The organism is Streptomyces sp. AB3(2024), assembly GCF_041862025.1.
Classification (GTDB): Bacteria; Actinomycetota; Actinomycetes; order Streptomycetales; family Streptomycetaceae; genus Streptomyces.
Genome location: NZ_JBGWAB010000113.1, coordinates 1 through 13,381 on the forward strand (window position 1 = coordinate 1; position 13,381 = coordinate 13,381).

Below are 13,381 nucleotides of genomic sequence, written 5' to 3' on the forward strand. Positions count from 1 at the left end.
GAGCTGACGGGAGCCCGTGGGCTTCCTCACACACCGAACGCGCCGAACTCCACCGAAGCGCACCGAACCGCCCCAGCGCCGGGAACACCCCCTGGTCCGCTGGGGCTTCGGTGGACCACCGTACGGTCGGTGGCCGTCCGCGACAGGGGCCGACCGGTCGGAACGTCGTTCAGGGGGTCTCCGCCCGGCCGGGCGGGGGCGCCGCCCCGGATCCACCCATCCCCCCGGCCAGGGGAACCGTCCGCCATCGTCCACACCCCCGGAGGGCCAGTCACCGTGGTTCCGACCGTCCTGCCCCGTACCGCCCCCGTCCCCGCTCCCCGCGGCCGGATCGGGGCCGGGTTCCTCCCGGTGCCGCACCGGTACCACCTGTACCTCGCCGAAGGCTGTCCGCGCTCCCGGCGCGTCCGCACCGCCGTCGCCCTGCTCGGCCTCGCCGACTCCGTCGGGACCACCGTGCTCGCCGGGCCCGCCTCGTACGCCGCCCTGCGCCGCGCCTACGAGGCCGCCGGGCACCACTACGACGGCACCCTCGCCGTTCCCGCCCTGTGCGACACCTGGAGCGGCCGGGTCGTCAGCAACCACACCCCCGACATCCTCGACGACCTCGCCGTCCGCCTCGCCGGCCGCCCCGACCTGGCCCCGCCCGCCCCGGCCGCCTTCTCCTCGGCCGTCCACGCCCTGCTCGACCCGACCGCTCCGCCCGCCGGGCGGTCCGCCGCCCTGGACCTGCTGGAGCGCCGGCTCGCCGTCCGCCCGTACGCCCTGGGGGACCGCCCGACCGTCGCCGACGCGGACCTGTGGGTGGCCCTGCTGGACCCCGCCGTCCTGCCCGCGGCCGGTCCGCACCTGCGGGCGTACGTCCGGCGCCTGCTCGCCCATCCGGCCTTCGGGGCGGCCTCCTGAGGCACCGGCGCAACGAATCGCCGCGCACCCCGCAGAACGCGCAACGAATCGATGCGCCCAGCGCAACGCTCACGGCTTGTCCCGATCGAACGCCCGAACGTACCGTTTTACGACCCCCACCCCACCTGTCACAGAGGTACGCCCATGCCCCCGCTGCGCACCGCACTCCTCCAGAGCTCCGGACGGCTCGGCGACACCGCCGAGAACCTGAAGCGGCTCGACGAGGCCGCGGCGCGCGCCGCACAGGGCGGGGCCGGGCTCCTCGTGACCTCGGAGATGTTCCTGACCGGCTACGCGCTGGACCTCCAGGACGTCCCCGGCCTCGCCGAAGCGGCCGACGGCCCGTCCGCCGTCGCCATCGGCGAGATCGCCCGCCGCCACGGGATCGCCGTCCTGTACGGCTACCCCGAGAAGGCGGGCGAGGCGGTCTTCAACTCGGCGCAGCTCATCGGCCCCGACGGGACCGCGCTCGCCAACTACCGCAAGACCCACCTCTTCGGCTGCTTCGAGCAGGACGCCTTCACCCCCGGCGACACCCCCGTCGTCCAGGCGGACCTGAACGGCCTGCGCATCGGCATCATGATCTGCTACGACGTGGAGTTCCCCGAGAACGTACGGGCCCACGGGCTGGCCGGGACCGACCTCCTCCTGGTCCCGACCGCCCAGATGCACCCGTTCCAGTTCGTGGCCGAGCAGCTGGTGCCCGTCCGCGCCTTCGAGAACCAGATGTACATCGCGTACGTCAACCGGACCGGCCCCGAGGGCGAGTTCGAGTTCGTCGGCCTCAGCTGCCTCGCCAGTCCCGACGGGGTCACCCGCACCCGGGCCGGGCGCGGCGAGGAGATGGTGTTCGGCGAGGCCGACCCCGAGCTCCTCAAGGCCTCGCGCGAGACCAACCCGTACCTGCGCGACCGCCGCCCCGGGCTCTACGCCTCCCTCGTCTGAGCCCGCCCCGCCGCCAGCCCCGCCGCCCCCTGCCCCACCCCGCAAGGAGACGTACCCCCATGACGTCCACGGTGCCCACCACCGCCGTCCCGCACAGCGACGGTCAGCCCCCGATCACCATGTTCGGGCCGGACTTCCCGTACGCGTACGACGACTTCCTCGCCCACCCGGCGGGCCTCGGTCAGATACCGGCGACCGAGCACGGCACCGAGGTCGCCGTGATCGGCGGCGGTCTGTCCGGCATCATCTCCGCCTACGAGCTGATGAAGATGGGCCTCAAGCCCGTCGTCTACGAGGCCGACCAGATCGGCGGCCGGCTGCGCACCGTCGGCTTCGAGGGCGCGGGCACCGAGGGTCTGACCGCGGAGATGGGCGCCATGCGCTTCCCGCCGTCCTCCACCGCCCTCCAGCACTACATCGACCTCGTCGGCCTGGTCACGGAGCCCTTCCCGAACCCGCTCGCCGAGTCCACCCCCTCCACGGTCGTCGACCTCAAGGGCGAGACCCACTACGCCGAGACCATCGCCGACCTCCCGCAGGTCTACCGCGACGTGTCCGCCGCGTGGAACGCCTGCCTGGACGAGGGCGCGGACTTCTCCGACATGAACACCGCGATGCGCGAGCGGGACGTCCCGCGCATCCGCGAGATCTGGGCGAAGCTCGTCGAGAAGCTCGACGACGAGACCTTCTACGGCTTCCTCTGCAAGTCCGAGGCCTTCCAGTCCTTCCGCAAGCGCGAGATCTTCGGCCAGGTCGGCTTCGGCACCGGCGGCTGGGACACCGACTTCCCGAACTCCATCCTGGAGATCCTGCGCGTCGTCTACACCGAGGCGGACGACCACCACCGCGGCATCGTCGGCGGATCGCAGCAGCTGCCGATGCGCCTGTGGGAGCGCGAGCCCGAGAAGATCCTGCACTGGGCCCAGGGCACGTCCCTGTCCTCCCTGCACGAGGGCGCCCCGCGCCCGGCGGTGACCCGCCTGCACCGCACCGCCGGCAACCGCATCACGGTCACCGACGCGTCCGGCGACATCCGCACGTACCGCGCCGCGATCTTCACCGCCCAGTCCTGGATGCTCCTGTCCAAGATCGAGTGCGATGACACGCTGTTCCCGATCGACCACTGGACGGCGATCGAGCGCACCCACTACATGGAGTCCAGCAAGCTCTTCATCCCCGTCGACCGGCCGTTCTGGCTGGACAAGGACGAGGAGACGGGTCGCGACGTCATGTCGATGACCCTGACGGACCGCATGACGCGCGGCACGTACCTCCTGGACAACGGCCCGGACGCGCCGGCCGTCATCTGCCTCTCGTACACCTGGTGCGACGACAGCCTCAAGTGGCTGCCGCTGTCCGCGAACGAGCGGATGGAGGTCATGCTGAAGTCCCTCGGCGAGATCTACCCCAAGGTCGACATCCGCCGCCACATCATCGGCAACCCGGTGACCGTGTCCTGGGAGAACGAGCCCTACTTCATGGGCGCGTTCAAGGCGAACCTGCCGGGCCACTACCGCTACCAGCGGCGCCTGTTCACCCACTTCATGCAGGACCGCCTCCCCGAGGACAAGCGCGGCATCTTCCTCGCGGGCGACGACATCTCCTGGACGGCCGGCTGGGCCGAGGGCGCCGTCCAGACCGCCCTCAACGCGGTCTGGGGCGTCATGCACCACCTGGGCGGCTCCACCGACGGGAGCAACCCCGGCCCCGGCGACGTCTACGACGAGATCGCCCCGGTCGAACTCCCCGAGGACTGATTCCCCGGGAACCACGACCACGGGCCGCCCCCGCGCACGAGCGCGGCGGCGGCCCGTTCTCATGTCCGCCGCCGGTCCTCCAGGGCGCGCGTCCAGATCAGGTGCAGGCGCAGACGGAAGGCGGAGCGCACCTCGACGCGCTCCCGCACGTCCGGCAGTTCGGGCGGCCTGCGACCCAGCCCGAGGCCGCACCCCGCGCACAGGGTGTACCTCCCGTACCCGTCCCCGTCCCACTCCACCGTTCCCCGGCCGGCCCCGCACACGGGGCACGCGCCGTCCCGGCCCTGGTGGCCTTCGAGGTCCCACCGCCCGCGCATCACCGAGGGCATCACGTCGACGAGCCGCCCGGCGGGGTGAAACTCCGGGTCCGGCCAGAACAGCCACTGCGACGGCTGCGGCGGGTCCGCCCGCCGCACCCCGGCCCGCTTCTGCGCCCGCCGCCCGACCTGCCAGCCGGCGAGCTCCGCCAGCCACAGCCGCCGCGCCTCGTCGAGCTCCTCCACCGCCCGCACCAGCGACCCGGGGTCCTCGTCCAGGTCGCGCGGGATCCCCGCGCTGCGGCACAGGTGGTGGTAGGTGGGGTAGAAGCCGTACGGGGCGAACTCCGTCAGACAGGTGCGCAGCGCCGACAGCCTCCGGTACGGCGGGCGGGTGGCGTCGTGCACCCGGAGCCGGTGCGTCGCGAAGCTGGTCATCCGCCGAGGCTAGGGGGCGTACGCCCCGGTCGCACGGGGTTTCAGTGGCGAGGGGGTGAGCAGGCAGCGGCCGACCAGGCCGACGCCGGAGTCGAGGGAATCGGTGAACTCCTCGGCCAGGTCGGGGGCGTGCCGCAGGGCCCACAGCAGGCGGGCCGCCGCCCAGGCCCCGGCCCGCGCGCGCTCCAGGCTCCAGGAGCCGATCAGGTGCGTCAGCGGGTCGGCGACCTCCAGCAGGTCCGGGCCCGGCATCAGGTCCTCCCGGATGCGTTCCTCCAGCGAGACCAGGGTCTCGCCGACCCGGTGGAAGTCGGCTTCGAGGGCCGCGGGCGGGCAGCCCAGGGAGTGGCAGGAGGAGACCACCGCCAGAGCCAGGTCGTGCCCGATGTGGGCGTTGATCCCGGCCAGCGCGTGCTGCAGCGGCCGCACTCCCGGGTGGCGGCGGTACTGGAGCAGCGGGCGCCAGCAGGCCGGTGCCCGCCCGTCCGTCTCCACCGCCGTCAGGTACCGCTCCGCGAACCGCACGCCGAGCGTCTCCGCCCGGCGGGGCGCGGGGAAACCGCCGTGGCCGATCCGGTGGTGCAGGGCTTGCGTGACCGTCAGGTACACCCGGTTGAAGACGGCCACGCCGTCCTGCGCGGGGAGCCGTTCGTCGAGGGCGCGCATCCGCGCGAGTACCGCTTCCATGCCGGGCAGCGTCGCAGCCGGGACGCCGCGCGCGGGGAACTTGGCCGTACGCTTCGCCGGTTCGGGCGAAGCGGGCGTCAACGCGGCGTGTCCGGACCGTCCCGGCCGTCGTCGTAGTCGGAGGTGCCCGAGTCGAGGAGGGGCTCCTGCTGCTTGAGGTGCGCCGGGGCGAAGTAGCGCAGCGCGTGGTAGCCGGTGATCACCACGATGGTGCCGAGCGCGATGCCGCCGAGCTCGAAGGTGTCGGTGAACTGCAGCTTGACGCCGCCGATGCCGATGATGATGCCCGCCGCGGCCGGCACCAGGTTCAGCGGGTTGCGCAGGTCCACCCCGCCGTTGATCCAGATCTGTGCGCCGAGCAGGCCGATCATGCCGTAGAGGATGACGGTGATGCCGCCGAGCACCCCGCCCGGGATCGCGGCGACGACCGCGCCGAACTTGGGGCACAGGCCGAAGAGCAGGGCGAAGCCGGCCGCCGCCCAGTAGGCCGCCGTGGAGTAGACGCGGGTGGCGGCCATGACGCCGATGTTCTCGGAGTACGTGGTGTTCGGGGGGCCGCCGACCGCCGTGGAGAGCATGGACGCGGCGCCGTCGGCGGCGATGGCGGTGCCGAGCTTGTCGTCGAGCGGGTCGCCGGTCATCTCGCCGACTGCCTTGATGTGACCGGCGTTCTCCGCGATGAGCGCGATCACCACCGGCAGCGCGATGAGGATCGCCGACCACTCGAACTGCGGGGCGTGGAAGGACGGGAGGCCGATCCAGGGGGCCTGGGAGACGCCGGAGAGGTCGAGGCGCCAGTGGTCCACCGCCTCGGGGCCGCCCGTCGTCGAGTGGATCATGCCGAAGACCAGGTCGAAGATCCAGGAGATCGCGTACCCGAAGACCAGGCCCAGGAAGATCGCGATGCGCGACCAGAACCCGGGCAGGCAGACCACGGCCATGCCCGTGAACAGCATGGTCAACAGTGCGGTCCACTGGTCCTGCGGCCAGTACGTCGAGGCCGTCACCGGAGCCAGGTTGAAGCCGATCAGCATCACGACCGCGCCCGTCACCACCGGCGGCATCGCCGCGTGGATGATCCGCGCGCCGAACCGCTGGACGGCCAGACCCGCCAGGAACAGCGCCACGCCGACCACGAACACCGCGCCCGTGACGACCGCGCTGTCGCCGCCGCCCGCCCGGATCGCCGCGGCGACGCCGACGAAGGAGAGTGAGCAGCCCAGGTAGGAGGGCACCCGGCCGCGCGTGGCGAGCAGGAAGATGACGGTCGCGATGCCCGACATCATGATCGCCAGGTTCGGGTTCAGGCCCATGAGGACCGGCGCGACGAAACTGGCGCCGAACATCGCCACGACGTGCTGGGCGCCGAGCCCGGCGGTCCGCGGCCACGACAGCCGCTCGTCCGGCCGCACCACCGCGCCGGGGGCGGGGGTCCGCCCGTCTCCGTGCAGGGTCCAGCGCACGCCGAAGCCCATGTCCCACCACTTCCGTTCCACCGGGTCGTCAAACAACGCGGCCGACACGCCGGTACGACGTGACGACCAGCCGTTATATTAAGGCCGCATAGGGGCGGGTTCGTCCTGGTTCTCTGCTCCGGCCGCCCCCGGCGCCCCCCTGCCACGCAGTACGGCCGCGCCCGCGATCAGGGCGAACGCGAGCAGCGTGACCAGTGCGAAGGAGACCACGAGCGAGGTCGCGTCCGCCACCGCGCCGATCGCCGACGGCGCGATCAGCCCCGAGGTGTACGTGATCGTCGCGACCCCCGCGATGGCCTGCGCCGGGGCCGGCCCGCTGCGCGCCGCCGCCGCGAACGCCAGGGGCACCACCACCGCGATGCCGAGCCCGATCAGCCCGAAGCCGCCCAGGGCCGCCGCCGGATGGCGGACCGTCACCACCAGCAGCCCGCCCGCGGTGGCCAGGGCGCCGCCCGCCCGGACCGTGCGCACCGCTCCGAACCGGTCCACCACCCGGTCCCCGGCCAGCCGGGCCAGGGCCATGGTCAGCGCGAACGCGGTGGTCGAGGCGGCGGCCAGGCCCGCGTCGGTGTGCAGCACGTCCCGCAGGTACACCCCCGACCAGTCCAGGCTCGCGCCCTCGGCGAAGACCGCGCAGAACCCGACGAGGCCGATCGGCAGAGCGGACCTCGGGGGCAGCGCGAAGTGCGCGGGAGCCCGCGCGCCCTCGTCGCCGCGCAGGTCCAGCACGCCCCGTACGGCCAGCAGCCCGGCCGCGGTCAGGGTGAGCGCCGCGATCAGGTGGTGCAGCCGGGCGTCGGCCCCCGCGTGCGCCGCGATCGTCCCGGCCGCCGAGCCGAGCAGGGCGCCCACGCTCCACATGCCGTGCAGCGAGGACATGATCGAACGGCCGAGACGGTTCTCGGTCTCCACGCCGAGCGCGTTCATGGCGACGTCCGCCATGCCCGAGGTGGCTCCGTAGACGAACAGCGCGCAGCACAGCACGGCGAGGTCCGGGGCCAGGCTCGGCAGGATCAGGGACAGGGTCCACAGCGCCAGCAGGCCGCGCAGGGCGTTGCGGGCGCCGAACCGGTGGTTGATCCGGCCGGCCAGCGGCATCGCGAGGGCCGCGCCGAGCGCGGGGAAGGCGAGGGCCAGGCCCAGGGTGCCCGCGCTGAGCCCGGCGTGCTGCTGGATCCAGGGGATGCGGGTGGCGAAGGATCCGGTGACGGCGCCGTGGGCGCAGAAGACCGCGGCGATGGCGAAGCGGGCATGGCGCAGGCGCGCCGGGCTGAGGCCGGGGTCCCCGGTCGTGGGCCGTGTCATGCGGCGTAAACTATCAGGGACCCTTCCTGATGGTTAATGGTTCCGCCTCCCTAAGATGGGCGCCGTGACCCCTGCAAAGGTGCTGACCCCCGCCGCCAAGACTCCGGCCGCCGCCAAGTCCCCCGCCTCCCCGAGCACCGCCCGGGCCATCAACGACCGCCTCGCGCTCGGACTCCTGCAGGAGGAGGGCCCGCTGACGGCGAGCCGGCTCAAGGAGCTCACCGGGCTGTCCCGCCCCTCCGTGGCCGACCTCGTCGAACGGCTCACCGAGGCCGGGCTGATCGAGGTCGTGGGGGAGTCCGGCGAACAGCGCCGCGGCCCCAACGCCCGCCTCTACGGGATCGTCGCCCGCCGGGCCCACCTCGCAGCCCTGGACGTACGGACCGACAGCGCGACCGCCGTGGTCACCGACCTGCTGGGCCGCCCGCTCGGCCGGACCGCGCTGCCCGTCGACGCGGTGGAGGAGGCCGTGGACCGGCTGGAGGCCCTGACCGCGCGGACGGGCGCCGGGGCCCTGCACACCGTGGTCGTGGGCGCCCCCGGCCTGGTCGCCCCGGGCGGCGGCGAGCTGCGCGGCACCGGCGCCCTGCCCGTCTGGCACCGGGACCTGGTCGCCGCCCTGCGGCGGCGGCTGCCGGCCACGGTGGTGGTGGAGAACGAGACCAACCTGGCGGCCCTGGCCGAGCAGCGCGCCGGCGCCGCCCGGGATCTGGACTCCTTCGTCCTGCTGTGGCTCGGCGACGGCGTGGGCGCCGCCGTGGTCCTCGACGGGCGGCTGCGCCGGGGGGCCTCCGGCGGGGCCGGTGAGATCGGCTTCCTCCCGGTCCCCGGAACGGCCGGGCTGCCCTCCGCCACCGGATGCACCGGCGGCTTCCACACCCTGGCGGGCCGGTCGGCGGTCGGCGCGCTCGCGCGGGAGCACGGCTTCCGGGGGCCGGTCGAGGAGGCCGCCGCCGGGGCCGCCGGGGAGGCCTTCCTGGACGCGCTCGCGGAGCGGCTCGCCCTCGGGGCGGCGGCCGTCGCCGCGATCCTCGACCCCGGCTGCGTGGTCCTCGGTGGCGGACTCGGCCACGCCGGCGGCGAGGCCCTGGCCGCCCGCGTCGAGCGCCGCCTCACCACCCTCACCCCCGTACCGACCGAGGTCCGCGCCACCGCCCTCGGCGACCCGGCCGTCCTGGAGGGCGCCCGCCTGGCCGCCCGCGAAGCGGCCCAGTCGGTCCTCTTCGGCCCCTGACGGGGCACGGCCCCGACCCCGCTACGGCCGCACGGCGACCGTGGCGGTGAAGCCGCAGCACTCGAAGGTGCGGACCGGCGCCCCGGACGTCCGCCCGATGCGCACCCCGTCGAGCACGGCCTTCGTGTCGGCCGAAGCGGCGACCACCGCGACGCCCCCGGCACCGCCCTCGATCCGGCCGCCGCGGACCGTGAAGGAGCCGTCCTGCAGGGCCGTGCCGAAGTACGAACTCCGCGTGATGTCGTTGTGCCCGACGGTGTCCGATCTGCCGACGGCGTAGATCCCGATGTGGTTGCCCACGAGCCGGTTGTGCTCGACCACCGTGCCCGGCGTCGTGGTGACGAGCCCGCATGCTGGGTCTCGCCGAAGAAGTCCGGGCCGCAGAACGGGTCCGGTTCCCGGCAGTCGTTGCCGCTGATGGTGTTCCGGGTGACGCGCCCGGCCGCACCGGCGACGAACCCGATCCCGTCGGTCGACAGGCGGGGGTGTCCGGTGACGGTGCTGTCGGTGACCGTGGCGCTCGAACCCTCGTTGAGGACGGTGACGGCCGAGCCCTGGTAGTCGGAGATCTCGGTGTCGTGGATCGTCACCGAGCCCGTCCCGGTCGGCAGGTCCCCCACGAATACGGCCACCGCGCTGTGGGCGCAGGCCGCCGCGGGCGTGTCGGTGATGTGGCTGACGCGGGCGTGGCCGAGGTCGAGCCGGGCACCGCCCAGAACCCGGATGCCGGAGCCGAGCGCGCCGTCGTCGCAGGTCCCGGAGCCCGGCCCGTTGACGGCGAGCCGGGACAGGGCGACGGACGCGCCGCCGTGGACCTCCACGATCGACGTACCGCCGTCCTCGCCGGGGACCAGGGTCCGCGGAGCCAGGATCGTCGTTTTCCCGGCGCCCGAACCGGTGATCGACACGTCCTTGCCGATCACCACCTGCTCCCGGTAGACGCCCGGCCGGACACTGATCCGGTCCCCGGGGCGGGCCCCGCTTCCCACGGACGGAGGACCGGCGGAGCCGTTCGCCGCCTCCCCGGGGCCCTCAGTCCCGGGCGGCCGTGCGTCGTTCCAGGAACTGCGCGAACGTGCCGCGGCCCACGGCGCGGGCCGGGGCCAGGTGTCCACCGCGCAGGAAGGCGGCGTACGTCCGGCCCGCGAGCCGGACGCCGACCACCCGCCGCCGGCTCCCCGTCGCCGCGAGGTAGCTCCGGGCCCAGTCCGTCAGGGTGCGGACCTCGGGGCCGCCCATGTCCGGGACCCGGCCCGAGGGCTGCGGCGTCGCGAGCTCCGCCAGCCGGTCCGCGACCTCCCCGACGGCGATCGGCTGCACCCGTACGCCCCGGGGCAGCAGCACCACCGGCAGCTTCGCGGCGGTGGCGACCACCTCGGCCACCAGGTCGTGGAACTGGGTGGTGCGCAGGATCGTGACGCCCAGGCCGGACCCCTCCAGCAGCCGTTCCACCGCCAGTTTGGTCCGGTAGTAGCCGAACGGGACCACGTCCACCCCCACGATCGAGATGTACACGAGGTTGCGGACGGTCCCGGCCCGGCGGACCGCCCCGATCAGGTGCCGGGCGGCCGCCTCGTCGCCCCCGCGCGGGCTGCTCGCGCAGTGCACGACCACCTCCGCGCCCGCCAGGGCCGCGTCCAGCCCCCGGCCGTCGCGCAGGTCGACCGGGAAGTGCTCCGAGTGCCGGCTCAGGACCCGGACCTCGTGGCCCCGTTCCCGTAGCCGGGCGGCGAGCGGGGCGCCCAGGGTGCCGGTGCCTCCGGTGACGACGATCGTGCTCATGGTGTGCGGGTCCTTCCCGTCGGGAGTGCTCTCCCCCAGGGGACAGTCCGGCCCGCCGGAACGTGACACCCCGCGCCGGGGGAGACGCCGGAACGCGGGAGGACCCGGTGGCCGCCGGGCCACCGGGTCCTCATGTGTCACGCGGGGGGATCAGCAGGCTCCCTGGTCCTTCCAGACGCCCCAGTCGCCGGTGGTGCCGGGCTCCTCGTTCTGGGTCCACCACTGGGCCTTCCAGGTGTGGCCCTTGTGGGAGACGAGGCTGCCGCTGTTGTAGACCGTGCCCGCCACGTACCCCGGGCTCGTGCAGGTCCCGCCCGGAGGAGTGGTCGGCGGCGTCGTGGGCGGCGTCGTCGGGGGAGTGGTCGGCGGGGTGGTGGGAGGCGTCGTCGGCGGGGTGGTCGGGGGCGTGGTGGTGCCCGGTTCCACGACCGTCGTGCCGCGCGCCAGGTCACCGGCCAGGGCGTACGTGGTGCCGGAGATGTTCACCGTCCAGTTGGAGGGGGTGGACACCGGCAGGTAGTAGTTGAACGCCAGGTCGACCGAGGCGCCGGGGGCCAGCGTCTGCCAGGCCGGCAGCTTGAGGGAGACCCGCTGGAAGTCGCCCTTCAGCCCGCCGACGTTGCTCCCGCTGTGACCGGTGGAGATCACCTTGGTGCCGAAGCCGGACTGGTCCGAGGCGTTGGCCGGGGCCGAGGTCCCGTAGTCGAACTGGAACTCCGTGCCGCCGGGCAGCGTGCTCTTCGTGTTGTTGGTGATCTTGAGCTTCGGGGTGATCGGGTAGTTGGAGTCGCCCAGCTTGAACTCGGTGAACTCCGTCCTGATGTCGACGGCCCGCGCCGGCAGGGCGGCGCCCGCCTTCTTCGCGCCGTACGGGGTGGCCGCCTTGAACTTGTCGTACATCAGGGAGGTGAGCGTGTCGCCCATCTCGTACTGGCCCTTGGCCGCGTTGTAGGAGTAGTCGCCCGCCAGCTCCCACACCATCGTGCCGCCGATGCCCTTGTCCACCACGTAGTCGGCCTTGGCGGCGACGGACTGCTCGTCCTCCGTCGACAGGAAGACCTTCTTCTGCGCGTTCCACAGCCACGGCGCCACCAGGGTGGAGTCGTACTTGCGGGCGTAGGTGCCGGTCAGCGTGGTGTTCGCGGGGAAGCCGTACTTCGTGGCGTAGTCGCCTACGACGCCCTTCTCCAGGTTCTTCGCGTGCCACATCGGGTTGGAGCCCGCCGGGGACTCGACCCCGTTGGTGTCCAGGTCGTGCCAGAGGTTGTCGATGCCGACCGCGCCGTCACCGCACTTGGTCAGGCCCGCGCCGGCCGGGCAGGTCGTGGCCGGGGCCTTGCCCCACAGGCCGTCCGTGCCGCCCTGCACGTTCTTGAAGCCGCGGGTGTAGTACGGCAGGCCGATGTTGATCCGGCCGGACGGCATCGACCCGCGGAAGTAGTGGTAGGCCCAGTCGGTGTTCAGGTAGCCGGTGCCGCCGTACTGGGAGGTGGAGTAGACGCCCGCGGCGGCCAGCTCGCCGTCCTTGCCGTCGTCGAAGAGCGAGGCGTTGGGGCCGACGTACTCGTTCCAGGCGCCGTGCAGGTCGTAGGACATGATGTTGACGTAGTCCAGGTACTGCTGCATCTGGAAGGTCTCCATGCCCCGCAGCAGGTAGCCGGAGGAGGGGGCGGCGACGGAGAGCAGGTAGTGCTTGCCGTCGGCGGCGCCCGCGCGGTCGAGCCTCTCGCGCAGCGACTTCATCAGGGCCGCGTAGCCCTTGACGAGGCCGGCCCGGCGGGCGTTGGACAGCTGCCAGTCCAGCGGGTTGCCCGCGTCCTTCATGGTGGTCGGGTACTCGTAGTCGATGTCGACGCCGTTGAACCCGTACTTGCGGATGAACTCCACCGAGGAGTCCGCGAAGGTGTCGATGCCCGCCTGGTTGACGGAGCCGTCGGCGTTGGTGGCCATCGAGTAGAAGCCGCCCGAGGCGACGCGGTTGCCGTCGTCGCCGAAGTATCCGCCGGTCTCCGCCCAGCCGCCCACGGAGATGAGCGTCTTGACGTTCGGGTACTGCTTCTTGAATTTGTTCAGGAGGTTGAAGTGGCCCTTGTAGGGGAGGGCCGGGTCCATTTCCGCGCCGGCGACGCCGGGCCAGGTCATCCCGGTGGCGGCGTTGTTCGCGTTGTCCGCGCCGACCGAGATCCTGTTGTCGGCCCCGACGTGGGCGAAGGCGTAGTTCAGGTGGGTGACCTTGGACCACGGGACGTTGTTGGCGAGGTAGGCGGGGGTGCCGTCCTTGCCCGTACGCCAGCCGGTGAAGTAGCCGATGACGCGACGCTGGTGGTCGGCGCCCATCTTCTCGCGGCCTTCGGAGTCGTAGACCGAGCAGTACGGGACGTCCACGCCGGCGGTCTTGTAGAGACCGTCGGGCCGACAGCCCTCTCCCCCGGACTCCGTCCGGGGGGACCCCCAGGCATCGTGCGACAAGGTAGTCGACAGTGCGGGCAGCAGCAGGCCGGCGATCGCGGCGCCGGATGCCAGGAGCAGGGCTCTCGTACGTGTGGGGGACGGCATGGTGCCTCCTGGGGAGGGGAGGGTGGCAGGACACAACGT

The 13,381-nt window shown here is 73.1% G+C and carries 11 protein-coding genes; 4 read left to right on the top strand and 7 right to left on the bottom strand.

Annotation, left to right across the window (positions count from 1 at the left end; translation table 11 throughout):
• Positions 1-276: 276 nt before the first annotated feature.
• The 3 genes from ACEPPI_RS31545 to ACEPPI_RS31555 all read left to right on the top strand — a co-directional run bounded on the left by ACEPPI_RS31545 (position 277) and on the right by ACEPPI_RS31555 (position 3,608).
• Positions 277-906, top strand: coding sequence for a glutathione S-transferase C-terminal domain-containing protein (locus tag ACEPPI_RS31545; RefSeq protein WP_373918669.1), 630 nt, complete (start codon positions 277-279; stop codon positions 904-906).
• Positions 907-1,050: 144 nt separating this feature from the next.
• The gene (locus tag ACEPPI_RS31550) at positions 1,051-1,851 is read left to right on the top strand and encodes a carbon-nitrogen hydrolase family protein (RefSeq protein ID WP_373918670.1); all 801 of its coding nucleotides are present in this window, start codon (positions 1,051-1,053) and stop codon (positions 1,849-1,851) included.
• A 59-nt stretch (positions 1,852-1,910) separates the two neighbouring features.
• The gene (locus ACEPPI_RS31555; RefSeq protein ID WP_373918671.1) at positions 1,911-3,608 is read left to right on the top strand and encodes a flavin monoamine oxidase family protein; all 1,698 of its coding nucleotides are present in this window, start codon (positions 1,911-1,913) and stop codon (positions 3,606-3,608) included.
• Positions 3,609-3,667: 59 nt separating this feature from the next.
• On the opposite strand, the gene ACEPPI_RS31560 is transcribed toward ACEPPI_RS31555, so the two are convergent.
• The 4 genes from ACEPPI_RS31560 to ACEPPI_RS31575 all read right to left on the bottom strand — a co-directional run bounded on the left by ACEPPI_RS31560 (position 3,668) and on the right by ACEPPI_RS31575 (position 7,770).
• Positions 3,668-4,303, bottom strand: a complete 636-nt coding sequence (locus ACEPPI_RS31560) for a hypothetical protein (protein WP_373918672.1) — start codon at positions 4,301-4,303, stop codon at positions 3,668-3,670.
• Positions 4,304-4,312: 9 nt separating this feature from the next.
• Positions 4,313-4,990, bottom strand: a complete 678-nt coding sequence (locus ACEPPI_RS31565; RefSeq protein WP_373918673.1) for a DUF5995 family protein — start codon at positions 4,988-4,990, stop codon at positions 4,313-4,315.
• Positions 4,991-5,067: 77 nt separating this feature from the next.
• The gene (locus ACEPPI_RS31570; RefSeq protein WP_373918691.1) at positions 5,068-6,465 is read right to left on the bottom strand and encodes a uracil-xanthine permease family protein; all 1,398 of its coding nucleotides are present in this window, start codon (positions 6,463-6,465) and stop codon (positions 5,068-5,070) included.
• 78 nt (positions 6,466-6,543) lie between these two features.
• Positions 6,544-7,770, bottom strand: coding sequence for an MFS transporter (locus ACEPPI_RS31575; protein WP_373918674.1), 1,227 nt, complete (start codon positions 7,768-7,770; stop codon positions 6,544-6,546).
• 55 nt (positions 7,771-7,825) lie between these two features.
• On the opposite strand from ACEPPI_RS31575, the gene ACEPPI_RS31580 reads away from it, so the two are divergent.
• The gene (locus ACEPPI_RS31580; RefSeq protein ID WP_373918675.1) at positions 7,826-9,004 is read left to right on the top strand and encodes an ROK family protein; all 1,179 of its coding nucleotides are present in this window, start codon (positions 7,826-7,828) and stop codon (positions 9,002-9,004) included.
• A 21-nt stretch (positions 9,005-9,025) separates the two neighbouring features.
• Here ACEPPI_RS31580 and ACEPPI_RS31585 read toward each other — a convergent pair whose 3' ends face one another.
• The 3 genes from ACEPPI_RS31585 to ACEPPI_RS31595 all read right to left on the bottom strand — a co-directional run bounded on the left by ACEPPI_RS31585 (position 9,026) and on the right by ACEPPI_RS31595 (position 13,342).
• Positions 9,026-9,325 (bottom strand): hypothetical protein, encoded by a 300-nt coding sequence (locus tag ACEPPI_RS31585; RefSeq protein WP_373918676.1) that lies wholly within the window; start codon positions 9,323-9,325, stop codon positions 9,026-9,028.
• Positions 9,326-10,036: 711 nt separating this feature from the next.
• Positions 10,037-10,786, bottom strand: a complete 750-nt coding sequence (locus tag ACEPPI_RS31590; protein ID WP_373918677.1) for an SDR family oxidoreductase — start codon at positions 10,784-10,786, stop codon at positions 10,037-10,039.
• Positions 10,787-10,936: 150 nt separating this feature from the next.
• Positions 10,937-13,342, bottom strand: a complete 2,406-nt coding sequence (locus tag ACEPPI_RS31595; RefSeq protein ID WP_373918678.1) for a chitinase C-terminal domain-containing protein — start codon at positions 13,340-13,342, stop codon at positions 10,937-10,939.
• Between the last annotated feature and the right edge of the window lie 39 nt (positions 13,343-13,381).